Source organism: Aeromonas sp. R2-2 (assembly GCF_040908355.1).
GTDB lineage: Bacteria > Pseudomonadota > Gammaproteobacteria > Enterobacterales > Aeromonadaceae > Aeromonas > Aeromonas veronii.
Genome location: NZ_JBFODQ010000068.1, coordinates 1 through 25,489, shown reverse-complemented (window position 1 = coordinate 25,489; position 25,489 = coordinate 1). Strand labels below are relative to the sequence as shown.

Genomic DNA, 25,489 nt, shown 5'->3' with positions numbered 1-25,489 from the left:
GAACAAAATGGCTGTTAAAAAAGCATTGGTGTTGAGTTGCCTGCTGGGTGCCAGTTTCCTGGCCCAGGCGGCCCCTGCCTCTTTTGTGGTGCAAGATATCCAGGTCGAAGGTCTGCAACGGGTGACCCTGGGTGCCGCACTGTTGAACCTGCCGATCCGGGTCGGTGATACCGTCGATTCCGTGGCTCTGGCCAGCGCCATCAAAAAGCTCTATGCCTCGGGTAACTTCGAGGATGTGAAGGTTTACCGTGACGGCCAGGTGCTGCAGGTGATGGTCAAGGAGCGTCCGACCATCTCCAGCATCGAGTTTGCCGGCAACAAGGATATCAAAGAGGAGCAACTGACCCAGAGTCTGGAGTCCTCCGGTATTCGTGTGGGTGATCCGCTGGATCGCACCGTACTCACCTCCCTCGAGAAGGGACTGGAAGATTTCTACTATGGCGTGGGTAAATACTCCGCCAAGGTCAAGGCCATCGTCACCCCGTTGCCGCGCAACCGGGTCGACCTCAAGTTCACCTTCGTGGAAGGGGAAGCGGCCAAGATCCAGCAGATCAACATTGTCGGCAACAGCGTCTTCCCTGAAGAGAAGCTGATTGCCCAGCTCTCCCTGCGCGACGAAGTGCCCTGGTGGAACTTCACCGCCGATCAGCGCTATCAGAAGCAGAAGCTGGCCGGTGATATCGAGACCCTGCGCTCCTACTACATGGACCGCGGCTATATCCGCTTCCAGCAGGAGTCTACCCAGGTCTCCATGACCCCCGACAAGAAGGGCGTCTACGTCACCCTCAACATCAAGGAAGGGGATCAGTACAAGGTCTCCGGTGTCCAGCTCAAGGGTGACTTGATCGATCGTGGTGGTGAGATGAAGGGATTGATCCCGATCGCTGCCGGCAGCACTTACTCTGCCAGTCAGGTGACTCATACCGAAGAGGTGCTCTCCAAGTTCCTCGGCCGTTACGGCTACGCCTATCCGAAAGTGGTCACTTTCCCACAGGTCAATGACAAGACCAAGGAAGTCGAGCTGATCGTCAACGTTGAGCCGGGCCCCCGTGTCTATGTGCGCAATATCAACTTCAGCGGTAACGCCACCACCGAAGACCAGGTGCTGCGTCGCGAGATGCGCCAGATGGAAGGCACCTGGCTCTCCTCCGACAACATCGAGCAGTCCAAGAGCCGTCTCAACCGCCTTGGCTACTTTGAGAGCGTCGAAGTGGACACCAAACGGGTGCCGGGCAACGATGACCTGGTTGACCTCGACTTCAAGGTCAAGGAGCAGCCAGCAGGCTCCATCAACGCAGGTATCGGTTACGGTACCGAATCGGGTCTGAGCCTACAGGCGGGGATCTCCCAGGACAACTTTATGGGTACCGGTAAAAAGGTCTCCATCAACGCCAGCACCAACGACTACTCCAAGAACGTTGACCTGAGCTACAACGACCCCTACTTCACCGTGGATGGTGTCAGCCTGGGTGGTCGTGTCTACTACAACCAGTTCCGCGCCGATGATGCCGATATCGTCGATTACGAGAACGAAACCATCGGTTTCCGTCTCTCCAGCGGCTTCCCGGTCAATGAGTTCAACCGTCTCGACTTCAGTACCGGTATCGAGAGCACCAAGCTGAGTCGTCCGTCATTCAATGCCCAGAACTATCAGGAGTGTCTGAAGGACAATCCGGATACTGATGGCAATACCTACTGCTGGGATCAGTGGAACGATAACCGCCAGTCGGTACAGATGGATCAGTTCTGGAATGCCTATTCACAGGATGGTTCCAACCTCGATTTCGTGACCGTTGATGTCACCGCTGGCTGGACCCGCTCTACCCTGAACAAGGGGATGTTCCCGACTTCTGGCGATCGTCAGCGTATCAACGCCAAGGTGACCGTACCGGGCATGGAGCTGCAGTACTACAAGCTCTCTGCCGAAGATGCCCACTACTTCCCGCTCGATGCGGATCACAGTTGGGTAATGATCGGCAAGGGTCGTGTCTCCTACGGTAACGGCTATGGCGATGACTCCATGCTGCCGTTCTTCGAGAACTACTATGCCGGTGGTTTCGATACGGTACGTGGCTTCAAGAGCAATACCATTGGTCCCAAGGCGATCTACAAGACCTACAACAAGCCGGGTGCTGGCAGTTGCACGGGTTCTCAGCCGTGTGAAACTGGCTACTACGAAGGTTCCGACACCTCGGTAGGCGGTAACGCTCTGGCCGTCGCCTCACTGGAGCTTGTCTTCCCGACCCCGTTCGTCTCCGAGACCTATCGTCCGCAGATCCGTTCAACCGTCTTTATGGACGCAGGTACCGTATGGAGCACTGATTTTGCCAACGGGGCATATCCTTGCGCCGCCGGTTCTGATTGCAACTATCTGAGCCAGGACTACTCCAACCCGGGCAATATCCGGGTCTCTGCCGGTGTCTCCCTGCAGTGGCTCTCGCCGATGGGCCCGCTGGTGTTTGCCTTGGCCAAGCCGATCAAGAAATACGAAGGGGATCGCACCGAAGTCTTCTCCTTCAACATCGGTCGTACTTTCTAAGCAGAGTTTCGCCCCCACCCATGCGGTGGGGGTCTTCAATGATGGGACGCGCGGTATGCGTGCCTCACCAGGTAACAAGACGGTCCTAACGCCGCTTGCATAATCGGGTAAATCAGGTAGCCCTCGCCATGAGGGAACAAGGAGTAAGTGTGAATAAAGCGTTGAAAGTAGCTGGTTTGAGCTTTGCACTGATGGCTGCCGGCATGGGTTCTGCCTTCGCTGAGACCAAGATCGCCGTGGTTGATATGGGCGAAGTCTTCCAAAAGCTGCCCCAGCGTGAAGCCGTTGCAGCCAAGCTGAAAGGTGAATTCGAGCCGCGTATGCGTGAGCTGCAGAAGCTGGAACAGGAAGGCCAGAAGCTGGTCGAGAAGTTCCGCAAGGATGAAGCCTTCATGAGCGCCGAGCAGAAGAAGCAGAACCAGGAGAAGCTGGCCAAGCTGCAGATGGAGTTCAACCAGAAGCGTCAAGCCTTTGAGCAGGACAACGGTCGCCGTCAGTCCGAAGAGCGCAACAAGATCCTGACCAAGGTACAGGCTGCCATCGATTCCATCGCCAAGAGCAATGGTTACGATCTGGTGCTGGAGCGCAATGCCGCCCCGTATGCCGCCAGCAAGCTGGACATCTCCGGCCAGGTTATTTCTCAGGTAAGCAAGAGCAACTAATTGATGGCATTCACTCTCGCACAGCTGGCCCAGCAACTGGGGGCCCAGGTCCATGGCGACGGAACCCTGGAAATCCGCAAGGTAGCGACACTGGAAAAGGCCGGGGAGGGGGATATCACCTTCCTGTCCAACAAAAAGTACCGGCATTATCTGGAGCAGAGCAAGGCGACCGCCGTGCTCATTACAGAAGCGGATCTGCCATTTTGTCCCACCAATGCCCTGGTGCTCAAAGACCCCTATGTGGGCTTTGCCCGGGTAGCCCAACTGCTGGACACTACCCCGCAGCCGGCCACGGATATTCATCCGAGTGCCGTTATCGCGGCTGACGTGCAACTGGGCGAGAGAGTGGCCATCGGCGCCAATGCAGTGATCGAATCCGGCGTCGTGCTGGGTGACGATGTACGCATTGGCCCGGGCTGTTTTGTTGGCAAAAATACCCGGCTGGGAGCCCGCTCCCGGCTGTGGGCCAACGTCACCCTCTATCACAATGTGACCATGGGTACCGACTGTCTGGTTCAATCCGGCACAGTGATCGGCGCCGATGGTTTCGGTTATGCCAACGAGCGTGGCGAGTGGATCAAGATCCCCCAGCTCGGCGGTGTGACCATTGGCAACCGGGTCGAGATCGGTGCCTGTACCACCATTGACCGCGGTGCGCTGGAAGATACCCGCATTGCTGACAACGTCATCATCGACAACCAGTGCCAGATCGCCCACAACGTGGAGATCGGTTACGGCACCGCCGTGGCGGGCTCGACCGTGATGGCTGGTAGTCTCAAGGTCGGCAAATACTGTATCATTGGCGGCGCTTCCGTCTTTAACGGGCATATGGAGATCTGCGACCAGGCCACCGTTACCGGTATGGCCATGGTGATGCGACCCATTACCGAGCCCGGTGTCTACTCTTCCGGCATCCCTCTGCAAACCAATAAAGAGTGGCGCAAGACCGCCGCCCGGGTGATGCGTATCGAAGAGATGCACAAGCGGTTAAGCAAGCTTGAGAAGAAGCTGGATCAAGAATAATCACGATTGGTATAGGGTACTGTTTTGACTACTGAAAAGAAGAGCCTGGGTATCCAGGAAATCATGGATCTGCTGCCCCACCGTTATCCGTTTCTGATGGTGGATCGTGTAGACGACTACGAGATCAGCGATGAGCGTAAAACCCTGCGCGCCATCAAGAATGTCTCGTTCAACGAGCCGATCTTCCAGGGGCACTTCCCGGCCAAGCCGGTGTTCCCGGGCGTACTGATCCTGGAAGCGATGGCACAGGCCACCGGTATCCTGGCCTTTACCATGGTGGGCAAGCCGTCTCCCAACGAACTCTACTATTTTGCCTCAATCGACAACGCTCGCTTCAAGCGTCCGGTCGGCCCCGGTGACCAACTGGTGCTGGACGTGGAGTTCCTGAAAGAGCGTCGCGGTATTGCCAAGTTCACCGGTGTCGCCACCGTCGACGGTGAAGTGGTCTGTACCGCCGAGCTGATGTGCGCCAAACGCGAGGTTTAACACACGTGATCGACCAGACTGCCATCATTCACGATACTGCCATCGTCCATGAGTCTGCCGTGATCGGTAAAGGGGTTGAAATCGGCCCCTTTTCTGTCATCGGCGCCGAGGTGGAAATCGGTGACAACACCTGGGTAGGTTCCCATGTGGTGATCAAGGGCCCGACCAAGATTGGTCGCGGCAACAAGATCTTCCAGCACACCTCCATCGGTGAGGATTGCCAGGACAAGAAGTACGCCGGTGAGCGCACCTTCCTCGAAATTGGCGACAACAACGTCATTCGCGAGAACTGCACCTTCCACCGTGGCACCATTCAGGATCAATCCCTGACCAAGGTGGGCAGCGGCAACCTGTTCATGGTCAACGTTCACGTTGCCCACGACTGCATCATCGGTGACAACTGCATCTTCGCCAACAACGCGACCCTGGCGGGCCACGTGGTGATCGGTGACTTCGTGATCTTTGGTGGTCTCTCCGCCATTCACCAGTTTGGCCGCGTCGGCTCCCACGCCTTCGTCGGTGGCTGCGCCGCCCTGAACAAGGACGTGCCGCCTTACGTGATGGCTGCCGGCAACTACGCCAAGCCGTTCGGGGTCAACTCTGAAGGTCTGCGTCGCCGCGGTTTCAGCGCCGAGGCAATCTCTGCCGTCAAGCGTGCCTACAAAGAGATCTTCCGCTCCGGCAAGACCATCGAAGAGGTGCTGCCGGTGCTGATCGAGATGGCGCAAGCCGAACCGGCCGTCCAGCTCTATGTGGACTTCCTCAAAGATAACGAGCGCGGGATCATCCGTGCCTGATCCGGTTCGTATCGGTATCGTCGCCGGAGAGGTCTCCGGCGACATTCTGGCCGCTGGTCTGGTGCGCGAGCTGCAGGCCCGCTACCCGGATGCGCAGTTCGAAGGGATCGCCGGGCCGCGGATGCAGGCCCTCGGCGTCAAGGCCTTGTTCGAGATGGAAGAGCTCTCCGTCATGGGGATCACCGAGGTGCTGGGCCGTCTGCCGCGCATCCTCAAGGTCCGTCGCGAACTGTTGCGCCATTTTATTGCCAATCCGCCCGATGTCTTTATCGGCGTGGATGCACCGGATTTCAATATCGGAGTGGAGCTGAAACTGCGCCGCGCCGGTATCAAGACGGTTCACTATGTCAGCCCCTCTGTGTGGGCCTGGCGCCAGAACCGCATTCACAAGATCAAGGCTGCCACCGACATGGTGCTCGCCTTCCTGCCGTTCGAGAAAGCCTTTTACGACCGTTTCGACGCCCCTTGCCGTTTTGTCGGCCATACCATGGCGGACGATATTCCATTGGTGCCGGATCAGGCTGCCGTGCGTCGCAATCTCGGTATCGATGCCAATCGCCGCTGGCTGGCGGTGCTGCCGGGCAGCCGCACCGCAGAAGTGGGCTTTATGTCCCCCCTGTTTCTCGAGGCGTGCAAACACCTGACGGTGCGCTATCCGGATCTCGGCTTCATCGTGCCGCTGGTCAACCAGAAACGGCGCGAGCAGTTTATGGCCATCAAGGCCGAGGTAGCGCCGGGTCTCGACATGGTGCTGCTGGAAGGGCAGGGCCGCGAGGCGATGATCGCCGCCGACGTGGTGATGCTGGCCTCCGGCACCGCGGCGCTCGAAGCCATGCTGGTGAAAAAGCCGATGGTGGTGGGCTACAAGCTCAAGCCCTTCAGCTATTGGCTGGCCCAGCGACTGGTAAAGACCGAATTTGTCTCTCTGCCCAACCTGCTGGCCGGTCGCATGCTGGTGCCGGAACTCATCCAGCACGAGTGCACCCCGGAGAATCTGGTGGAAGAGGTGAGCAAGTACTTCGAGCACGACAACAGTGCGCTGGTCAACACCTTCACCGAGCTGCACCAGCTGATCCGCTGCAATGCAGACTCGCAGGCCGCCGATGCGGTGGTGGATCTGCTTGGCAGATAACGCTATTTCGGACCGTCGATTGCGCCGCACAGCCCGTTAATCCGTTTTCCGAGCGGTGATGCCGCGCCAGTCGACCCCTGTCAGGCCCCACGGGGCCTGTTTTGATTCAAGGCTACAAGATGATGATCGATATTCCTGACGACAAGCTGGTTGCCGGTGTGGACGAAGTGGGCCGTGGCCCCCTGGTGGGTGACGTGGTCACCGCTGCGGTCATTCTCGATCCCGCCAATCCGATCGCGGGGCTCAACGACTCCAAGAAGCTCTCCGAGAAGAAGCGCCTCGCCCTGTTTGACGAGATCAAAGAAAAAGCGCTCGCCTGGGCCATCGGTCGCGCCACTCCGGGGGAGATCGACGAGCTCAACATCCTGCATGCCACCATGCTGGCGATGCAGCGTGCCGTGGCGGGGTTGAAGGTCACCCCCGAGCTGGTCTTTATCGATGGCAACCGCTGCCCGGCATTGCCGATGGAAGCGCGTGCCGTGGTCAAGGGCGATAGCCTAGTGGCCGCCATCAGCGCCGCCTCGATCCTCGCCAAGGTGACACGAGATGCGGAGATGACCGAGCTGGACAGCCGTCATCCCGAGTATGGTTTTGCCCGCCACAAGGGTTATCCGACCGCTGAGCACCTCGCCATTCTGGCCGAACGGGGCCCGTTGCCCGAATATCGCAAGAGCTTCAAACCGGTGCGCCGCGCATTGGGGATCGAGTAGACCATGCCATTTAGTTTGAGCAGCGAGAGGAGATGACGATGGCTGAACCCCGTTTTATCCACCTGCGAGTCCACTCCGACTTCTCCATGGTCGATGGCCTGCAGAAGATCAATCCCATCGTCGGGGCGGCGGCGGCCAACAACATGCCGGCGCTGGCGCTGACCGATCAGATGAACATGTGCGGTCTGGTGCGCTTCTATGGCGCAGCTCACGGCAAGGGGATCAAACCCATCGTCGGGGCCGACTTCTGGGTGCAGAGCGATGAGCTCGGCGACGAGCAGTTCCGTCTCACCCTGCTCGCCATGGATAACGACGGCTACCAGAACATCACCCTGCTTATTTCCCGCGGTTACCAGCGCGGCCACGTGCAGGGGCGTCCGGTTATTGACAAGAGCTGGCTCGCCGAGCATGCCAAGGGGGTGATCGTCCTCTCTGGCGGGCGCGAGGGGGATGTGGGCAAGTTCCTGCTCAAGGGCAACCGGCAGATGACCGAGCAGTGTGTCGCCTTCTATCAGACCCACTTCCCCGATGCCTACTACCTCGAACTGCTGCGTACCGGTCGACCCGACGAAGAGGTCTACCTGCACATGGCGGTGGCCATCGCCACCGAGTTCGAGCTGCCGGTAGTCGCCACCAACGAGGTGGTGTTCCTCAACGCCGATGATTTCGACGCCCACGAGATCCGGGTCGCCATCCACGATGGCTATACCCTGATGGACAAACGCCGCCCCCGTCGCTACAGCCCCCAGCAGTACCTGCGCAGTCAGGAGGAGATGGCGGAGCTGTTTGCCGACATTCCCGAGGCGCTGGAAAACACGGTGGAGATCGCCAAGCGCTGCAACGTGACGGTGCGTCTTGGCGAGTACTTCCTGCCCAACTTCCCGACCGGCGACATGACCACCGAAGATTTTCTGGTGGCCAAATCGAAAGAGGGTCTGGAGGAGCGTCTCGAGTTCCTGTTCCCGGATCCGCAAGTGCGGGCCGAGCGTCGTCCCGAGTATGACGAGCGTCTCGACATCGAGCTGAAAGTGATCAACCAGATGGGCTTCCCGGGTTACTTCCTCATCGTGATGGAGTTTATCCAGTGGTCCAAGGACAACGGCATTCCCGTTGGCCCGGGCCGGGGCTCGGGGGCGGGTTCTCTGGTGGCCTACGCCCTCAAGATCACTGACCTCGACCCGCTGGAATTTGACCTGCTGTTCGAACGTTTCCTGAACCCCGAGCGGGTATCCATGCCCGACTTCGACGTTGACTTCTGCATGGACCGGCGCGATGAGGTGATCGAGCACGTATCCGACATGTATGGCCGGGATGCGGTGTCGCAGATCATCACCTTCGGCAGCATGGCGGCCAAGGCGGTGGTGCGGGATGTGGGCCGGGTGCTGGGCCACGCCTACGGCTTTGTGGATCGTATCTCCAAGCTGATCCCGCCGGATCCGGGCATGACGCTTGCCAAGGCATTCGAGGCCGAGCCCAAGCTGCCCGAGCTCTACGAGCAGGATGAGGAGGTCAAAGACCTCATCGACATGGCCCGCCGCTTGGAAGGGGTCGTGCGCAACGCCGGTAAACACGCCGGTGGCGTGGTGATCGCGCCCACCAAGATCACCGACTTTGCGCCGCTCTACTGCGATGACGAAGGCCACCACCCGGTCACCCAGTTTGACAAGAACGACGTGGAGTACGCCGGTCTGGTGAAGTTCGACTTCCTGGGTCTGCGCACCCTCACCATCATCGACTGGGCGCTCGGCATGATAAACCCGCGTCTTGCCAAAGAGGGCAAGCCGCCGGTGGATATCGCCGCCATCCCCATCGATGACAAGAAGTCGTTCGACCTGCTGCAGCGCTACGAGACCACGGCGGTATTCCAGCTCGAATCCCGCGGCATGAAGGATCTCATCAAGCGGCTGCGCCCCGACTGCTTCGAAGACATGATCGCTCTGGTGGCCCTGTTCCGACCGGGCCCGCTCCAGTCAGGCATGGTGGATAACTTCATCGACCGCAAACACGGTAATGAAGCGATCTCCTATCCGGACGAGAAGTGGCAGCACGAGAGCCTGAAACCGATTCTGGAACCGACCTACGGCATCATCCTCTATCAGGAGCAGGTGATGCAGATCGCCCAGACCCTGGCGGGTTATACGCTGGGTGGCGCGGACATGCTTCGCCGGGCGATGGGTAAGAAAAAGCCCGAGGAGATGGCCAAGCAGCGGGCCGGTTTCGAGGAGGGCGCCGTCAAGAATGGCGTCGACGGCGAACTGGCGATGAAGATCTTCGATCTGGTGGAGAAGTTTGCGGGCTACGGCTTCAACAAATCCCACTCCGCCGCCTACGCGCTAGTCTCCTACCAGACCCTCTGGCTCAAGACCCACTTCCCGGCCGAGTTCATGGCGGCGGTGATGACCGCCGATATGGACAACACCGACAAGATCGTGACCTTGGTGGATGAGTGTCAGCGGATGGGGCTCACCGTGATCCCGCCGGATGTGAACACCGGCCGCTATCGCTTCTCGGTCAACGAAGATGGTCATATCGTCTACGGGATCGGGGCGGTGAAAGGGGTCGGTGAAGGCCCCATCGATGCGATCTTGAGCGCCCGGGATCAGGACGGCCCGTTCCGCGATCTGTTCGACTTCTGCAACCGGGTCGATATCAAGAAGCTAAACAAGCGGGTGATGGAGAAGCTCATTCTCTCCGGCGCCATGGATCGGCTCGGCCCCCACCGCGCCGCCCTGATGGCAACGCTGGAGGAGGCGATGCGGGCCGCCGAGCAGCACGCCAAGGCGCAGGCAGTGGGGCAGGTCGACATGTTCGGCGTGCTCACTGAAGAGATTGACGACGTCAAAAAGGCGTTTGCCAACGTGCCGCACTGGCCTGACAAGGTGTGGCTGGAAGGGGAACGCGAGACCCTCGGGCTCTATCTCACCGGCCACCCCATCAACCAGTACAGCAGCGAATTGCGTCGCTATACCTCGGGTCGCCTGTGCGATCTGCATCCCACCTCCCGCGATACCGTAACCACGGCGGCTGGGCTGGTGATCGCGGCCCGCAGCATGGTGACCAAGCGTGGCAACAAGATGGGGATCTTCACTCTGGACGACCGTTCCGGTCGCCTCGATGTGACCCTGTTCAGTGAAGCGCTGGAAAAATATGAAGAATTGATGCAAAAAGACCGCATTTTGGTGGTTTCTGGACAGGTCAGCTTTGATGACTTCTCCGGTGGCCTTAAAATGTCGGCTCGAGAATTACTGGATATCAACGATGCGAGGGAGCGTTTTGCCAGAGCAATCCGCATCTCCCTCGATGAACAGCGGATTGATGATCGCTTTTTCCCGCGTTTGTGCGAGATTTTGGAGCCCGCCCGTGCCGGAGTCTGTCCGGTTCAGGTAAACTATCGTCGCCCCGGCTCCCGGGTGCGATTGACGCTCGGTACCGAGTGGCGGGTGACGCCCACCGATCAACTGATAGATGACTTGCGAGTCCTGCTTGGACGAGAGCGGGTTGAATTGGTTTTTGATTAGAGGTTCTAAGGCCCTATGAGTCTTTTTCTGGATTTTGAACAGCCGATTGCCGAGTTGCAGGCGCAGATTGATGAACTCAAACATGTGAGTGAAGGCAATCACGCCGTGGATCTGAAAGACGAGATCCGCCGGCTGGAGAAGAAAAACGAAGAGCTGACCAAGAAGATCTTCGGTGATCTGGGGGCCTGGCAGGTATCCCAGATGGCGCGTCATCCCCAGCGCCCCTACACCTTTGACTATATCGAGCATATCTTCACCGATTTCGACGAGTTGGCTGGCGATCGCGCCTATGCCGATGACAAGGCTATCGTCGGCGGCATCGCCCGTCTCGACGGTGAGCCGGTGATGGTGATTGGTCATCAGAAGGGTCGCGAGACCAAAGAGAAGATCAAGCGCAACTTCGGCATGCCGCGTCCGGAAGGGTACCGCAAGGCCCTGCGTCTGATGGAGATGGCCGAGCGCTTCAAGATGCCGATCATCACCTTTATTGACACCCCGGGCGCTTACCCCGGCGTCGGTGCCGAAGAGCGTGGCCAGTCCGAAGCGATTGCCCGCAACCTGAAAGTGATGGCCGGTCTGACCGTGCCGGTGGTCTGCACCGTGATCGGTGAGGGTGGCTCCGGTGGTGCGCTTGCCATTGGCGTGGGTGACCGCGTCAACATGCTGCAGTACTCCACCTACTCCGTCATCTCGCCGGAAGGGTGTGCCTCCATCCTGTGGAAGAGCGCTGACAAGGCCTCCGTGGCTGCCGAAGCGATGGGGATCACTGCCCAGCGTCTGAAAGAGCTCAAGCTGATCGACCATGTGATCGACGAGCCCCTCGGCGGTGCCCACCGCGATGTGGAGAAGATGGCCAAAAACCTCAAGGCCCGCATCAAGCAGGATCTGGACGCACTGCGTCCGCTCGATACCGAGCAACTGCTGGAGCAGCGTTACCAGCGTCTGCTGGGCTACGGCTACTGCTAAGCGCAGCCGTCAGCCCCGAGTATTCAGGCCCCCGTCAGCGACGGGGGCTTTTTATTGCGGTTGTTCTGTCATTCAGGTGAGTGCCCCAACGTGCCCTGAAACGGCACAGCTCAGTCTTCGCGGGTGAGGGGCAGGGTTGGTATGCCATGTTATTGGTGATGGCTGTCATTAGCCTGCAGCATCCTTTGGCATTGCTAGCGGTGGCATGACAAGCCGCTTGATCATCCGATTGCGGCATAAAAAAGCGCCCCGGCTGTGCGGAGCGCTTTTACAGGTGTCTGGCAGTATCACAGTTCAATCTCGTCTGTAAGACCTTCATAGGCGATATCGATGGATTGCAGCTCCTTCTGCAGGCGATGTTTGTCTTTCAACGCCTCGATTTCACGCCATTTACGTTTTTTTCCCGTTGTCCCGCGGCTACGCGAACCGAGTTCAACCACCTCGTCATAATCGAAGTTGAACATTTCCATGGCTCCCTCCTTGGTTTTTATCGTTTTCACCACCCGTATAACATAACGAATCTGAAATTAAAACGTTTTCGTGACGACTCTATGACAGCGCTAAAAAAGCCCATGAAAAAAAACCGGGCCCCTTGTTAGGGGCCCGGTTTTTATCAGAAAAAAGAACCGATTACAGGCGGCTTGCCAGCATGGTTTCCAGCTTGCCCTGGTCGATGGCAAACATGCGGATGCCTTCGCCCAGCTTCTCGTGAGCCATGGCGTCCTGGTTCAGTTCCCAGCGGAATTCGGCTTCGGTCATCGGGGTCGGTTTGGCCTTGCGCTCACCGGTGTAGTCCAGTTTGCGTACCACGGCGCCTTCGGTCTTGCTCAGCTCTTCCAGCAGGGCCGGGCCAATGGTCAGGCGGTCGCAACCAGCCAGTTCCAGGATCTCGCCAGTATTGCGGAAGCTGGCGCCCATCACCACGGTCGGGTAGTCGTGCTGCTTGTAGTAGTTGTAGATGGAGGTAACGGAGACCACACCCGGATCTTCGCTGGCGGTGTAATCACGGCCATTTTTAGCCTTGTACCAGTCGAGGATGCGACCCACGAACGGGGAGATCAGGAAGGCACCGGCTTCGGCACAGGCACGGGCCTGGGCGAAGGAGAACAGCAGGGTCAGGTTGCACTGGATACCCTCTTTCTCCAGTACCTCGGCGGCACGGATCCCTTCCCAGGTGGAGGCCAGCTTGATCAGAATGCGGTCGTTGCTGATGCCGGCTTCGTTGTAGAGACGGATCAGCTTGCGGGCCTTGGCGATGCTGGCTTCGGTATCGAAGGAGAGACGGGCATCCACTTCGGTAGAGATACGGCCCGGAACGATCTTCAGCACTTCCAGACCGATGTTGACGGCCAGCTTGTCGCCCGCGTCGATGATTTGCTGTGCCTTGTCCTGGCTCTGGGCTTTGGCCCACTTGATGGCGTCTTCGATCAGCGGAGCGTACTCGGGGATCTCGGAGGCCTTCAGAACCAGAGAGGGGTTGGTGGTGGCATCGATGGGCTGATAGCGTTTGATGGCTTCGATATCACCGGTGTCGGCAACAACAGTGGTCAGGGCTTTCAGCTGGGTTAATTTATCGGCCATAGCGAATATCATCTCTTAATGAGGGAGTAATCCCTGGGTTGCGGGCTTGAGACGGTGGTTCTGAAATAAAATTACAGGATCTTGGTGCCTCAGGCTCAGAAAAGCGCGATGGGGGCGGCCCATCGTCATTGCCTGCCTAATTAATACTGATGTGCTGCATCCTGCAATAGGGGCGCTTGGTTGTTAAACATTCAGGCTGTTGAGTTATCCCGTTTTATGGCTTGAAACTATATGATTAGTAAGGTTTTTTACATTTCATCCCGACCTCGCTCCGGTTTGCTTTCAGCTGAACTTTTTTAGCCAATATCCATATTTGTGTCGTTGATCACATAAATTATCTCGCTACGTACTTGAAATTTAATTACAGCGAAAACGTTTGGCGAAATGTCGCCATTTGAAAGCCATTTCATGCAAGCGTTTGCGTTTTCGGATAGCTCATCAGGGATATATCAAAATGGTTCTCTTATGGGGCTTAATGGTGGCCTGTCTGATTGAATTATTGAGTTTGTTGAAAGTTTGCGATTTAAATGGAGCTTTATGGGCTTTTACCGTTCGTTTTTTGTGTCTCGCGTGACCGGGATCACTATTCCGGGCTCTCCCGCTGTGCTAGATTCCGCCCCTTTAGCGAAACGCTAATTAAACGACAGACAGAAAACGGTCAGCGCAGACTGGCCATGGATGTGAATAACAACGAGAGAATTATGGACACCTTGATTGCGATGCTAAACGACCTGATGTGGGGAGCCGTGCTCATCTACCTGCTCATCGGGGTCGGTATCTTTTTCACCTTCCGCCTGGGTTTTATCCAGATCCGTCACTTTGGCCACATGTTTTCCGTGCTGAAAAACAGCCGTAAATCGGACAACGCAGGCATCTCCTCCTTCCAGGCCCTCTGTACCAGCCTTGCCGCTCGTGTCGGCACCGGCAACCTAGCCGGTGTGGCAGTCGCCATCTATCTGGGTGGCCCCGGCGCCATCTTCTGGATGTGGCTGATTGCCTTTATCGGCATGGCGACCGCCTTCGTCGAAAGCACCCTGGCCCAGCTCTACAAGGTCAAGGATGAGGATGGCAACTACCGTGGTGGCCCGGCCTACTACATGGAGAAAGGCCTTGGCATGCGCTGGATGGGGGTGGTCTTCTCGCTCTGCCTGATCCTGGCATTTGGTCTGGTGTTCAACGCGGTGCAGGCCAACTCCATCAGTCTGGCGATGAAGGTGGCGTTTGGCATTCCTGACTGGGTCAGCGGTCTGGCGCTGGTGGCGCTCTCCGGCCTGATTATCTTCGGCGGCATTCGTGGCATCGCCCGTTTTGCCGAGCTGGTAGTGCCCTTTATGGCGCTGGCCTACATTCTGCTGGCGCTGGTCATTGTAGCGATGAACATCACCGAGTTGCCTCATGTCTTCATGCTGATCATCAAGTCCGCCTTCGGGATTGAGCAGGCAGGCTCAGGTGCGCTCGGTTATGCCATCTCCCAGGCGATGATCAACGGTATCAAGCGTGGTCTCTTCTCCAACGAAGCGGGCATGGGCTCTGCGCCCAACGCTGCGGCGACTGCCACTCCCTATCCGCCGCACCCGGCCTCCCAGGGTTATGTGCAGATGCTGGGGGTCTTTATGGACACCATCGTCATCTGCAGCTGTACCGCCGCCATCATCCTGATGTCCGGTCAGTTCGAGCCGGGCTCCGGCGTGACCGGTGTCGAGCTGACCCAGCGGGCGCTCTCCTCCCAGATTGGCAGCGGTGGCAACATCTTCATTGCGGCAGCCATCTTCTTCTTCGCCTTCACCTCTATCGTGGCGAACTACTCCTATGCCGAAACCAATCTGGTGTTCCTCGAGCACAACCACAAGGGTGGCCTGATGCTGTTCCGGGTGTTCGTGCTGGGGATGGTGATGTTCGGTGCCGTGGGTGAGTTGCCGATCGTGTGGGCGATGGCGGATGTCTCCATGGGTCTGATGGCCATCGTCAATCTGGTAGCGATCCTGCTGCTCTCCAGCGTTGCCATCAAGCTGGCGAAGGATTACAACGACCAGCTCCGGCTGGGCAAGGTGCCCACCTTTGATGCTAACAAGTACCCTGAGATCCGCTCCCAGCTGGAAGAGGGGATCTGGGACAATCCGACCAAAAAATAACAAGCGGTGAGTCAAACCTCTTGATTAAAACCTGAAGGGGGAGCCGGTGGCTCCCCCTTCTTTTATGGCGCACTCGTTGGCTGTTGATCCCAGCGCTGGGCGAGTTGTCTGACACGCCGTCGCAACTGGCGCCAGCAGCGCCCTTGTTGCCGTTCGCTGAGGGGGGCATAACGCCAGAGTCGATAGAGCCACGCACTCTTTAGCAGGGGGTGGGCAAGGTCGGGACGCAGCCGTGCCAGCCGCTCGCACCATGCCCCCATGCTCTCGGTGGGCTCTGGTGGGGAGCCGCTGCGTTTACCCCGTTTGAGCAGGGGCTGCCAGATGCGCCGCTCTGGCGGCAGGCGGGCGGGCAACAGCAGGGGCAGACTCACCAGCAGGGCGACCAGCATCAGGCTGGCGAGGATCAACCAGGGAGTGTGTCCCGCCAGTGCGGGCCAGCGCAGGCCAATTTGCTGCCAGAGCTGACCCGCATCGTAACCAATCACCCAGCGACTCCACTGGTAGTCGATATTGTTGCCCCACCAGCGCAGCTGATTGAGCAGGGCCCAGTTGCGATAACGCTGCAAAGCGAGCGGGTCGGCGGCGGTAAACTCGTCGTTCAGCGCCTCCCTCACGCCGCCTTCAATACGCTCCGGTGCCACTGCCGCAGTGGGGTCGATTCGCCGCCATGATCCATCTTCATCGAGATACTCTACCCAGGCATGAGCATCGAACTGGTGTACCGCCAGATAGTTGCCCGTGGGATTCCACTCGCCGCCGAGATAACCGGTGACCAGCCGTGCCGGAATACCGGCGGCGCGCAGCACGAAAGCGGTCGCCATGGCGTAGTGGCCGCAAAAGCCGCGCCGAGTATCGAGCAGGAACTCATCCACCCCGTCACTGCCAAGTCGTGGTGGTGTCAGGGTGTAGTAATAGGATTGGCTGCGAAACTGCGCGAGTAGGGCGGCGACCAGCGCTGCGCGATCCGGATAGCGCACAGCCAGCCCTTGGCCGTGGGCGCGCGCTCTCGGGTTGCCTCCGGCTGGCAGTTGCAGGTTGCGCTGGGCGGCTTGGTGGTCATCCTCGGGCAGCGCTTCACCGCGGCCAATGCGATAGCGGATCGCCACCTCGCCGCTCCCCTGACGATAGAGGGTGTCGAGAGGGGTAAGCAGCACCGGGCCCGCCAGCAGACGCGGTTCACTGAGGGCGAAGGCCCAGCGGTGGCGCTGGGGCTCGGCGATCACCTCGTAGCTCCCGGCGGGTAATGGACTATCTGCCAGCTGATTGCTTGCCCGTGAAGAGGATGCCAGAAGGGTGAGCCCGGTCTGCACCGGCACTGTCTGCTGCCATGCTTTGACCTCGGGGCTCAGCAACCAGCGGTGACCATCGAAAACTTCTTGGCGCATCACCGGAAAATAGCGCTCGCGGACAGGGGGCGGGCCATCGGCAAAGGTGACCCGAAAGGCCAGTTCCGAGGAGTTGACCAGTTCGCTGATATCGCCGGGGGCCAGCTCTTCCGAGAGCCCCGACAGGGCGCGGCTGGTGGTGGGCATCTGCCAGAGGGGCGGCAGCCTTGGCAGCAGCAGAAACAGAGTGATGAGCAGGGGAAGCGCCAGCAGCAGGGCGCCGCCCGCGCTGCGCCAAGGCCGTTTCTGCTCGGGAGCGATGGCGGCCACCAGCGCGGTCACTGCCAGCCAGAGCGCTACTGTCATTCCGGCCGTCCAGCCGATGCTCTGTCGCTGCACCAGCGCCAGCGCGATGAGAAAGAAGGCGAGCAGCAGCACCAGCTCGATATCCCGCTCGCGCCGTACCTCGATCATTTTGAGGCTATAACCGAGCCAGAGCAGATTGATCAGGGCGGGCAGGGTGCCCAAGCCACGCCACTGTAGTCCCAGCAACAGCACAGTAGTGATGGCCAGCAGCGCCAACCCGCGGGCAGGCAGGGGCGGCCAGCCGCGCCACAGCATCATGGCCCGGACGCCGAGGGTGATGGCGCTTACCGCCACCACCCAGAGCTGCAACTGGGGCCAGAGCGCCGCGACCAGCAGCTGCTGTTGCAGGGCGATGAGTGGCAGCAGGCGGCGGTTATCGAGCAGCATCTGGCGTGCTCTTCGGTGGTGTGGCATCGAACTGGGCCAGTGCCAGCAGGCAGCGCTGCACAAAGGTGGCGCCACTATCGGGCCCCAGCGTCTGGTTTGCCAGCGTCAGGGTGAAGGGGATGCCCCGCTTGCCGTAATCGGCGCACCACCAGGCCAGCACCGCCAGCCGTTGCTCCAGATCCCCGCCTGCGACCCGCGGCAATGTGAGGTGAGTGTCATCCTGCTGCGGTTCATGGAACTGTTTGGTCAGCAGGCCGCGCCCTTGGGCAAGTTGCTTCCAGGCGACTCGGCTCAGTGGCTCACCGGCCTGATGTGTCCGCAGGGTATCAAAGTCACCGAGGGGAGCTGGCGCGGGCTGGCCCTGATGCCCTTCGCTTTGGGTCGCATGTTCCCCTCTTAGTGCCCCGAACGCGGGTTTGGGGGTGAGCCAGCCCTCCAGTTGCAAGTCCAGCAGGGACCAGCAGCGAAACAGGCCGAGGGGGTAGCGGCTCTCAACCCGCAATCTGCCAAGGGGCAGTGGCCCACGGCGCGAGCCCGATACTGGCAGGATAATTGTGCTGGGCACAGCGTCGGCCTGTGCCAGCCAGAGGGTCCCTTCGTTGAGGCTAAAGTGAAGTGCCTGCACCGGGCGCGGGCTCTGCACCAAGATACGGATAGGAAGCTGGCTACCCGCTTCCCCCAGTACCAGCGGGCCTCCCAGTAGCTCCAGCCCCAGCAGGTTGCGGTGGGTGAGCCACATGGCGGCCATAAACAGGCTGCCGAGGCAGTAGGCCACCAGCAATACCAGATTGTTCTGGTAGTTGGTGCCGAGCAGATAGATGGCAAGCAGCACCAGCAGATAGAGCAGCCCCATGCGGGTGGGGAGGATAAAGAGGCTGCGGGTACCCAGCGTGATCTGGCGGGCCGGGGGAATGCGGCGGTCGAGCCAGCGTCGCTGCCAGCGGGCTCGCCACTGCTGCCAACGGTTTAGCAATTTGCTCATCAGGGATTGTCCGGATCGACCCGGGCCAGCAATCGCTGGCTAAGGGGACAGGCTTCGCCGTGTTGCACGCCAAAGCTGCCCCGCAGCCGATGCTCGGCCACATAGGGGAAGACTGCCTGCACATCCTCTACCGTGACAAAGCGCCGCCCGGCCACCAGCGTCCAGGCCCGGCTCACCGCCAGCAAGGTCTGGGCTGCCCGGGGGGAGAGGGGCTGTGGCAGATCCCCATCAAAGCGGCTCTGGTGCACCAGCGCCAGCAGGTAATCGAGGGTGGCATCGGAAACATGGATGGCATCCCCTTCGCTTTGCAAGGTGGCGAGTCCGGTAGCATCCAGCATGGCGGGTAATGGGCCGCTCGGCTGGTTGCCCCGCAGCAACTGGCGCTCCGCCTCTCGCGGTGGGAAACCCAGCGAGAGTCGCACGGCGAAGCGGTCGAGCTGGGACTCCGGCAGTGGATAGGTGCCCGCCTGATCCGCCGGGTTCTGGGTGGCGATGACGAAAAATGGAATGGGGAGTGGGTGCGTGTGGCCCTCGATGCTCACCTTGCCCTCGGCCATCGCCTCCAGCAGGGCGCTCTGCACCTTGGGGCTGGCGCGGTTGATCTCGTCTGCCAGCAGCACCTGGGTGAAGATGGGGCCGGGGTGAAAGCGAAATGTTTGTTGCTGGGGGTCAAAAATCTGAAGCCCCAGCAGGTCGGCGGGGAGCAGATCGGCGGTGAACTGCATGCGCCTGCATGCCAGCCCCAGCACCTGTGCCAGCGCGTGGGCCAGGGTGGTTTTGCCCATACCGGGCAGATCCTCGATCAGCAGATGACCGCGCGCCAGCAGGGTCACCAGCGCGATTTTCAGCTGTAGCGGCTTGCCCAGAATGACTTGCTCCAGTGCCGCCAGCAGCCCGGCAATCTGCTCTTCTCTCTTCATTCCCTTCATACACATTCCCTGTATTGCGTCGCACCTACAGCTTATACGCCCGCAAGGGCGAAGGCAGATAACAGACGGGCGGTAAAGTGCAGCGCAGGGATGGCAATGAGCGGGAGGTGACCCGGTTTATTGCTGAGTCTGCTCGATTAAATATGGCCGATCAGGCACGTAGCTTAATACAATATTTCCTGATTGGAATGTACTGATCGCCATCTCTTCACTAGGTGAGGGCGCTGGGCGCCCATATAGTTGCCCCATTGCGACGCGCTGTGTTGCTAGCTTTGTCACCACCTTGGCCCCGCCACTGTTCGCCTGTCGCTGTGATCTGGCAGGCATCGGCACGCCAATCTGTTATGGAGCATCCATGCCTGTATTCCTGTTGTGCACTTTTCTGATGATCATTCTCTATCCGGTCGGGATCGATCTCTATCTGGTCGCTGTGCCCCAGATTGCCGATGCCCTGCAGGCGAGCGAGGCGCAGATCCACACCGCCTTCTCTATCTATCTGTTCGGTATGGCGGCCACCGTGCTGCTGGGCGGGATGATTGCCGATCGCTACGGGCGGCGCTGGGTGGTGCTCGGGGGCGCGCTGATCTTTGTCCTCGCCTCGCTGGTGGCAGGCAGCGCAGAGGGGATAAGTCAGTTCTATTTCGGCCGTTTCTGGCAGGGAGTCGGGGCGGGGGCGCTCTATATCATGACCTTTACCGTGCTGCGGGATGTGCTGAGTCAGGAGCGGCTGGCGATGGCGCTCTCGATGATCAACGGGGTCATCTGCGTGATCCCGGTGCTGGCGCCGGTGCTCGGTTACCTCATCCTGTCCCATTTTGACTGGCGCGGGATCTTCGTGGCGATGGCGCTGGTGGCGGCCGTCAGCGGTCTGGTCAACCTGCTTCTGCTCAAGGAGACCCGCCCGACCCGGCAACCGGGCAGTGGCGCTGCGCTGCCTTTTGCCCTGCTGCGCTCGCCGCGCTTTATGTTGCTCTCCCTGCTGACCAGTGCCAGCGTGACCGCCATTCTGGTTTATGTCAGCGTCTCGCCGCTGATCCTGATGAAGGAGTTTGGCTTCACCACCGAGCAGTACTCCATCGTGATGATGGTGATGGCCGGCGTGAGTATGTCCACATCCTTCCTGACGCCCCTGCTGTTGCGCTGGCTGGGCAAACAGAAAGTGCTGGCGGTGTCTCATCTCTCCTATCTGCTGGCGGCGTGCTCACTGATCGGCAGCTGGCAGACGGGGGGCGATATCCATCTGCTGCTGCCGGGGTTTGCGCTGGTCTGTGTCGGCTTCTCCTGTGGCTTCGGGGTGGCGATGGGGGAGGCGCTCGATGGTTGTCAGCATAACGTGGCCTTTGCCAGCGCCGTGCTCTGCATCATGCAGATCAGCCTCTCCGGCCTCTATATCTGGCTGCTGGGTCAACTTGGCTTTGCCCCGACCGAGATGCTGATCTGCGCTCTGCTGCTGGCACTGCTCAGTTACCTGGCTGTCAAAGGGCTGTTACCATGGCTCGCGCTTCGTGAAGTGCGGTCGCAGGGCTGATGGAAGATGAGAGGGGATATGCGCAATCTGGGTGAACTCGATTTGAACCTGCTGGTGGTGTTCAAGTACCTGATGCAGGAGCGCAGTGTGGCAGGGGCGGCCAAAAAGCTCTGTGTCACTCCGTCGGCGGTGAGCAAGTCTCTGGCCAAATTGCGGGAGTGGTTTGACGATCCCCTGTTTGTGCGGGTGCGGCAGGGGTTGCAGCCCACCAACCTCTCCCTGACTCTGGAGGAGGAGCTGAAGCTCTGGTTCCAGCTCACCGACAGCATCACCTCGCTCAATAGCGAGGCGATCCCAGACGGTGCCCGTTTCACGCTGGTGATGGAGTCCCCCTTCTACATCAGCTTCCTGAGCGATCTGCCCATGACCATCTACCAGAAGTACCCCAACTCTGTGGTCAGGATGCTGGGGTGGGATCACCACTCCCTCAACGACATCGTCAACGGTGATGCGGATCTCGGCTTCTGCGCCCGCGAGACCCATGGCCGCTCCCTGGCCAAGGTCAACCGCTTGCCTTATTACATCGATCACGAGGTGTTGTTCACCGATCGCCCGGTGGTGTTCCTGCGCAAGGATCACCCGCTGCTGGAGCAGAAGTGGTCGCTGGAGAACTTTTTGGCCTGCCCCCAGATCAGCATGGTGTGGGAGGCGAACGATACCTGGGCCCTCGACAGTCTGCTGGAGGACGAGGGGCTGAAGCGGGAGGTGCCCATCATGGTCTCAAGCTTCGAGCAGGCGCTGCATATTGCCTCCCAGTCGAGCCACGAACTGATTGCGGTGGCGCCTTCCTACTGCGGTGGTTATGCCAGTCGGCATCACGACAATCTGATCGCCATGCCGCTGCCGCTCCCCGAGAAGCTCTACGCCCAGCTGGAGATCGCCTTCATCCTGCTGTGGCACAAACGGCACAATCAGGATGCCAAGGTGATGTGGCTGCGCAACGAGATCCGGCGGCTCTACAACGACGAATCGCCACGCTAATGTGGCCGTGACGGTGCCCATCGAGCAGCCGGAGCCATCTGCTCCGGCTTTTTGTTGTCGTATCGCCCGGATGAGTGGGCTTTTGCACGACTTAAGTGCCGAGTTCGGGTTCAACTGTGTGCCATTCAACTCTCTTTATGCACAGATTAGCCTTGGTTGCACGTCTCGAGTGAAGCTCTTTTCACGAAAAAAATTCATGTGGTTTCATTAGAAAACTTCACTAATGGTCACTTTTAAAGTGTGATCGACCATTAAGTTCCTGTATTTGCAGTGATATAGCATGACACCCCTTGGAATGGCGGGGTTAGATAGCGCCTGCGTAGGTGACTGTCAGTAGAGCGCGGCGTGAGCCAGCCCCACAGGTCGTCTGTGGCCGTGTCATGCCCCGGCTATCTGGCCACCAGCCATGAGTGACGGAGCAGAGAGGAATAAGCATCAAGGTTGATAAACCGGCTTGAGTGAAGGGATGCAGCAAAGGTAGAACCCGGAGCCGGTAACTGTACTGGGAGACGCCACTCACCATCCCCCGATAACCCGTAATTGAAACCGGCTAGATGAAAAACACCTTTCATCGAACGGGGCGCTTGCACCCGAAAATAGCCAGATTGGCAGGCTGACTGTGCTCTCCGTTATAGCAATGGCGGGCAAAAAATAGTGCGGCAGCCACCATCAGATTAATAAAAATAAATCTCAGCAAAGGCAGGTTGATATGCGTCCAGCAACAGCACCGACCGGGTTGTTACAACAACCCAAACCCTTCTTTATGATATTTTTCGTCGAACTCTGGGAGCGCTTCGGTTATTACGGCGTGCAGGGGATATTGGCGGTCTTCTTTGTGCAACAACTGGGATTTTCCCAAGAGCAATCCTTTATTACCTTCGGTGCCTTCTCGGCGCTGGTATATGGCCTGATTTCGGTCGGTGGCTATGTCGGTGACCATGTTCTCGGCACCAAGCGCACCATGGTGCTGGGGGCCGTAGTGCTGGTGATAGGCTACTTTATGACCGGTCTGTCGATCTACAATCCCGACCTGATTTTCTATGCGCTGGGCACCATTGCGGTCGGTAACTGCCTGTTCAAGGCCAATCCGGCCAGCCTGCTGTCAAAATGCTACCAGCCAAAAGATCCGCGGCTGGATGGGGCGTTTACCCTGTTTTATATGTCGATCAATATCGGCTCCCTTATTTCCCTCTCGCTCGCGCCGGTAATTGCCGAACACTACGGCTATACCGTGACCTATAACCTGTGCGGGGTGGGGCTGATTATTGCGCTGCTTACCTTCTTTGCCTGCCGCAATATGGTCAAGGATATTGGCTCCGCGCCGGATCACCTGCCGCTCGATTACAGCAAGCTGCTGCTGGTTATATTGGGCTCGGTAGCCATGGTCTTCTTCTGCGCCTGGCTGATGCACCACGTGGTGATCGCCAACATGGTGCTGATGACGGTGACCATCGCCGTGGTGATCTTCTTCTTTCGTGAGGCGTTCAAGCTTGACACCGTGGGCCGCAACAAGATGTATGTGGCCTTCGTGCTGATGCTGGAGGCGGTGCTCTTCTACGTGCTGTATGCCCAGATGCCGACGTCTCTGAACTTCTTTGCCATCAACAACATGCACCACGAGATGCTGGGCATGAGCGTCAACCCAATCAGCTTCCAGGCGCTCAACCCATTCTGGGTGGTGGTGGGTAGCCCGGTACTCGCGATGATCTATACCCGGATGGGCAGCAAGGGGCGGGATCTCACCATGCCGCTCAAGTTCACCCTCGGGATGTTCTTCTGCTCGCTGGGCTTTCTGACGGCGGCGGCATCCGGCTGGTGGTTTGCCGATGAGCAGGGGCTGACTTCCCCCTGGTTTATGGTGCTTATCTACCTGTTCCAGAGTCTGGGCGAGCTGATGATCAGTGCGCTGGGGCTGGCGATGGTCGCCGCGCTGGTGCCACAACGGTTGATGGGCTTCATTCTCGGAATGTGGTTCCTGACTCAGGCGATGGCATCCCTGCTGGGTGGCTATGTGGCGACCTTTACCGCCGTGCCGCAAGGGATGACGGATCCGCTGCAAACTTTGCCCATTTACACCGGCGTATTTGGCAAGATCGGGATGGCGACCCTGCTGATTGCGGTAGTGATGGGGCTGATGGTGCCCTGGCTCAACCGGATGATGAATGCGACGCCGACAGAGGCCGAGGGGCTGGTGGCGGGACAATCACAGGCGTAATGAGGGGATAGTGCGAGACAAGGCAAGGGCGGCGACCCTTGCCTTGCTGTTGATGGTTTAGTTGTACTGCTCTTCCATCCAGGCTTCGACGATCAGCTGCGCCGATACCCCGTCCACACTGCCTTTCTCCAGCGCGCGATAGCCGCCTCGCTCAAACAGGCGGGCGCGGGCATCTGTGGTGGTGAGTCGTTCATCCTTGAACTCCACCGGCTTGCCGAAACGGCCATGCAGCCGGTTGCCGAATTTGCGGGCCCGTACCGTGATCTCCTGATCGGTGCCATCCATGTTCAGCGGCAGACCGACCACCAGCAGGTCCGGTTGCCACTCCTTGAGCAGCTTCTCAATCTCGTCCCAGTTGGGGATGCCGTCGTTGGCCTTGAGGGCGCGCAGAGGCTGGGCGGTGCCAGTCAGCTCCTGACCGATGGCGACACCAATGCTCTTGGTGCCATAGTCAAAGCCCATGATGCTGCGTGATGACATAACTGATAAATCCTCGAAATAGAGAGCGGAGCGGGCCAGCCGATCAGCTGTGGCCGATGTCGCTGGAGAGGTGAACCGGGTTCACCCCTATGCTGGCGGCAGCTTGCTGCCAACGTTTGTGAATGGGGGTCTTGAACACCAGAGCCGGATTGGGGGGGATCACCAGCCAGGCGCCGTCCACCAGCTCCTGCTCCAGCTGCCCGGCGCTCCAGCCGGCATAGCCAAGGGCCACCAGCCAATGGGCAGGAGCCTCGCTCGTACCCAGGGTTTCCAGAATATCCTTGGAGGTGGTCACCATCATCTCATCCCCCACCTGCAGGGTGGAGTTGAAACCGGGGCGGAAGCTGTGCAGCACGAAGCCGCGATCGGCGTGAACCGGCCCCCCTTGCAGTACCGGCTGCTTGAGCTCCGGGTTGTTGGGCGGATTGAGCTGGAGCTGGGTCAGCATGGTTTCCAGCGACATCTCCACCGGAATGTTGACGACCAGTCCCATGGCGCCCTCTTCGTTGTGCTCGCACAGATAGACCAGCGAGCGCTCGAAGTAGGGATCCGTCAGGCTTGGCATGGCAAGCAGGAAGTGATTTTGCAGTGTTTGCATAGAGGCCAAATAGTGCAAAGGTATTTGAGGTCAATTATGGCAGTTGATCCCCATGGGAAAAACCGCTTTTTGGGCTGGGCGAGATCCCGCCTCTTTCCGGATTGCCTTGAAACAGAGAGGGTGGCGCTGGGCCTCCCTCTCTGTTTTGGGGC

At 59.2% G+C, this 25,489-nt stretch carries 20 protein-coding genes; 13 read left to right on the top strand and 7 right to left on the bottom strand.

What is annotated here, in order from left to right; all coding sequences use genetic code 11:
* The first annotated feature begins 7 nt into the window (after positions 1-7).
* The 9 genes from bamA (at position 8) to accA (ending at position 11,833) form a co-directional block, all read left to right on the top strand.
* Positions 8-2,539 carry an outer membrane protein assembly factor BamA gene (gene bamA / locus AB5Z09_RS13850; protein ID WP_075114987.1) on the top strand — a complete coding sequence of 844 codons (2,532 nt, stop codon included), beginning with the start codon at positions 8-10 and terminating at the stop codon, positions 2,537-2,539.
* Between the two features lie 149 nt (positions 2,540-2,688).
* Positions 2,689-3,201: an OmpH family outer membrane protein gene (locus AB5Z09_RS13845; protein WP_005338563.1), complete on the top strand. Its 513-nt coding sequence runs from the start codon at positions 2,689-2,691 to the stop codon at positions 3,199-3,201.
* Positions 3,202-3,204: 3 nt separating this feature from the next.
* The gene (gene lpxD, locus AB5Z09_RS13840) at positions 3,205-4,224 is read left to right on the top strand and encodes a UDP-3-O-(3-hydroxymyristoyl)glucosamine N-acyltransferase (protein WP_005338561.1); all 1,020 of its coding nucleotides are present in this window, start codon (positions 3,205-3,207) and stop codon (positions 4,222-4,224) included.
* A 24-nt stretch (positions 4,225-4,248) separates the two neighbouring features.
* Complete coding sequence (fabZ, locus tag AB5Z09_RS13835; protein WP_005338559.1) at positions 4,249-4,710, top strand: 3-hydroxyacyl-ACP dehydratase FabZ; 462 nt, start codon at positions 4,249-4,251, stop codon at positions 4,708-4,710.
* Between the two features lie 5 nt (positions 4,711-4,715).
* The gene (gene lpxA / locus AB5Z09_RS13830; protein ID WP_005338557.1) at positions 4,716-5,507 is read left to right on the top strand and encodes an acyl-ACP--UDP-N-acetylglucosamine O-acyltransferase; all 792 of its coding nucleotides are present in this window, start codon (positions 4,716-4,718) and stop codon (positions 5,505-5,507) included.
* The gene (gene lpxB, locus AB5Z09_RS13825; RefSeq protein WP_368195507.1) at positions 5,500-6,639 is read left to right on the top strand and encodes a lipid-A-disaccharide synthase; all 1,140 of its coding nucleotides are present in this window, start codon (positions 5,500-5,502) and stop codon (positions 6,637-6,639) included. Before lpxA ends, lpxB begins: the two co-directional genes overlap by 8 nt.
* A gap of 119 nt (positions 6,640-6,758) precedes the next feature.
* Positions 6,759-7,349 (top strand): ribonuclease HII, encoded by a 591-nt coding sequence (gene rnhB / locus AB5Z09_RS13820; protein WP_368195506.1) that lies wholly within the window; start codon positions 6,759-6,761, stop codon positions 7,347-7,349.
* A 38-nt stretch (positions 7,350-7,387) separates the two neighbouring features.
* Positions 7,388-10,867 (top strand): DNA polymerase III subunit alpha, encoded by a 3,480-nt coding sequence (gene dnaE, locus AB5Z09_RS13815; RefSeq protein WP_043818966.1) that lies wholly within the window; start codon positions 7,388-7,390, stop codon positions 10,865-10,867.
* A 15-nt stretch (positions 10,868-10,882) separates the two neighbouring features.
* A complete protein-coding gene (gene accA / locus AB5Z09_RS13810; protein WP_005338549.1) occupies positions 10,883-11,833 on the top strand; it encodes an acetyl-CoA carboxylase carboxyl transferase subunit alpha in 951 nt (316 codons plus the stop codon).
* 287 nt (positions 11,834-12,120) lie between these two features.
* Here the strand turns inward: accA and AB5Z09_RS13805 are convergent, their stop codons facing one another.
* Positions 12,121-12,303 (bottom strand): DUF3545 family protein, encoded by a 183-nt coding sequence (locus tag AB5Z09_RS13805; RefSeq protein WP_005338547.1) that lies wholly within the window; start codon positions 12,301-12,303, stop codon positions 12,121-12,123.
* A 160-nt stretch (positions 12,304-12,463) separates the two neighbouring features.
* Positions 12,464-13,414, bottom strand: coding sequence for a transaldolase (gene tal, locus AB5Z09_RS13800; protein ID WP_005349780.1), 951 nt, complete (start codon positions 13,412-13,414; stop codon positions 12,464-12,466).
* A gap of 701 nt (positions 13,415-14,115) precedes the next feature.
* Here tal and AB5Z09_RS13795 point away from each other — a divergent pair.
* On the top strand, positions 14,116-15,546 hold the full coding sequence (locus AB5Z09_RS13795; protein ID WP_013724018.1) for a sodium:alanine symporter family protein: 1,431 nt from the start codon (positions 14,116-14,118) through the stop codon (positions 15,544-15,546).
* 62 nt (positions 15,547-15,608) lie between these two features.
* On the opposite strand, the gene AB5Z09_RS13790 is transcribed toward AB5Z09_RS13795, so the two are convergent.
* The 3 genes from AB5Z09_RS13790 to AB5Z09_RS13780 are packed head-to-tail and all read right to left on the bottom strand — an operon-like array spanning position 15,609 to position 19,526.
* A complete protein-coding gene (locus tag AB5Z09_RS13790; protein WP_368195504.1) occupies positions 15,609-17,624 on the bottom strand; it encodes a transglutaminaseTgpA domain-containing protein in 2,016 nt (671 codons plus the stop codon).
* On the bottom strand, positions 17,611-18,606 hold the full coding sequence (locus AB5Z09_RS13785) for a DUF58 domain-containing protein (protein WP_368195503.1): 996 nt from the start codon (positions 18,604-18,606) through the stop codon (positions 17,611-17,613). The genes AB5Z09_RS13790 and AB5Z09_RS13785 overlap by 14 nt, the downstream gene beginning before the upstream one ends.
* Positions 18,606-19,526, bottom strand: coding sequence for an AAA family ATPase (locus tag AB5Z09_RS13780; RefSeq protein ID WP_323909908.1), 921 nt, complete (start codon positions 19,524-19,526; stop codon positions 18,606-18,608). The genes AB5Z09_RS13785 and AB5Z09_RS13780 overlap by 1 nt, the downstream gene beginning before the upstream one ends.
* Positions 19,527-19,890: 364 nt before the next feature.
* Between AB5Z09_RS13780 and AB5Z09_RS13775 the strand changes: the two genes are divergently transcribed.
* The 3 genes from AB5Z09_RS13775 to dtpB all read left to right on the top strand — a co-directional run bounded on the left by AB5Z09_RS13775 (position 19,891) and on the right by dtpB (position 24,259).
* Complete coding sequence (locus AB5Z09_RS13775; RefSeq protein WP_368195502.1) at positions 19,891-21,063, top strand: MFS transporter; 1,173 nt, start codon at positions 19,891-19,893, stop codon at positions 21,061-21,063.
* A gap of 18 nt (positions 21,064-21,081) precedes the next feature.
* Complete coding sequence (gene yidZ, locus AB5Z09_RS13770) at positions 21,082-22,044, top strand: HTH-type transcriptional regulator YidZ (RefSeq protein ID WP_368195501.1); 963 nt, start codon at positions 21,082-21,084, stop codon at positions 22,042-22,044.
* Between the two features lie 709 nt (positions 22,045-22,753).
* On the top strand, positions 22,754-24,259 hold the full coding sequence (dtpB, locus tag AB5Z09_RS13765; protein ID WP_368195500.1) for a dipeptide/tripeptide permease DtpB: 1,506 nt from the start codon (positions 22,754-22,756) through the stop codon (positions 24,257-24,259).
* A 57-nt stretch (positions 24,260-24,316) separates the two neighbouring features.
* Here the strand turns inward: dtpB and ruvX are convergent, their stop codons facing one another.
* A complete protein-coding gene (gene ruvX, locus AB5Z09_RS13760) occupies positions 24,317-24,739 on the bottom strand; it encodes a Holliday junction resolvase RuvX (RefSeq protein WP_005343821.1) in 423 nt (140 codons plus the stop codon).
* A gap of 43 nt (positions 24,740-24,782) precedes the next feature.
* Positions 24,783-25,337, bottom strand: a complete 555-nt coding sequence (locus AB5Z09_RS13755) for a YqgE/AlgH family protein (protein WP_005349793.1) — start codon at positions 25,335-25,337, stop codon at positions 24,783-24,785.
* Positions 25,338-25,489: the final 152 nt, after the last annotated feature.

Coding starts and splice junctions, on each gene's coding strand:
- AB5Z09_RS13790 (WP_368195504.1), bottom strand. CDS start 17,624: ATGCTGCTCGATAACCGCCGCCTGCTGCCACTCATCGCCCTGCAACAG.
- AB5Z09_RS13755 (WP_005349793.1), bottom strand. CDS start 25,337: ATGCAAACACTGCAAAATCACTTCCTGCTTGCCATGCCAAGCCTGACG.
- lpxD (WP_005338561.1), top strand. CDS start 3,205: ATGGCATTCACTCTCGCACAGCTGGCCCAGCAACTGGGGGCCCAGGTC.
- tal (WP_005349780.1), bottom strand. CDS start 13,414: ATGGCCGATAAATTAACCCAGCTGAAAGCCCTGACCACTGTTGTTGCC.
- yidZ (WP_368195501.1), top strand. CDS start 21,082: ATGCGCAATCTGGGTGAACTCGATTTGAACCTGCTGGTGGTGTTCAAG.
- AB5Z09_RS13780 (WP_323909908.1), bottom strand. CDS start 19,526: ATGAAGAGAGAAGAGCAGATTGCCGGGCTGCTGGCGGCACTGGAGCAA.
- rnhB (WP_368195506.1), top strand. CDS start 6,759: ATGATGATCGATATTCCTGACGACAAGCTGGTTGCCGGTGTGGACGAA.
- dnaE (WP_043818966.1), top strand. CDS start 7,388: ATGGCTGAACCCCGTTTTATCCACCTGCGAGTCCACTCCGACTTCTCC.
- AB5Z09_RS13775 (WP_368195502.1), top strand. CDS start 19,891: ATGCCTGTATTCCTGTTGTGCACTTTTCTGATGATCATTCTCTATCCG.
- dtpB (WP_368195500.1), top strand. CDS start 22,754: ATGCGTCCAGCAACAGCACCGACCGGGTTGTTACAACAACCCAAACCC.
- ruvX (WP_005343821.1), bottom strand. CDS start 24,739: ATGTCATCACGCAGCATCATGGGCTTTGACTATGGCACCAAGAGCATT.
- AB5Z09_RS13795 (WP_013724018.1), top strand. CDS start 14,116: ATGGACACCTTGATTGCGATGCTAAACGACCTGATGTGGGGAGCCGTG.
- bamA (WP_075114987.1), top strand. CDS start 8: ATGGCTGTTAAAAAAGCATTGGTGTTGAGTTGCCTGCTGGGTGCCAGT.
- AB5Z09_RS13785 (WP_368195503.1), bottom strand. CDS start 18,606: ATGAGCAAATTGCTAAACCGTTGGCAGCAGTGGCGAGCCCGCTGGCAG.
- accA (WP_005338549.1), top strand. CDS start 10,883: ATGAGTCTTTTTCTGGATTTTGAACAGCCGATTGCCGAGTTGCAGGCG.
- AB5Z09_RS13805 (WP_005338547.1), bottom strand. CDS start 12,303: ATGGAAATGTTCAACTTCGATTATGACGAGGTGGTTGAACTCGGTTCG.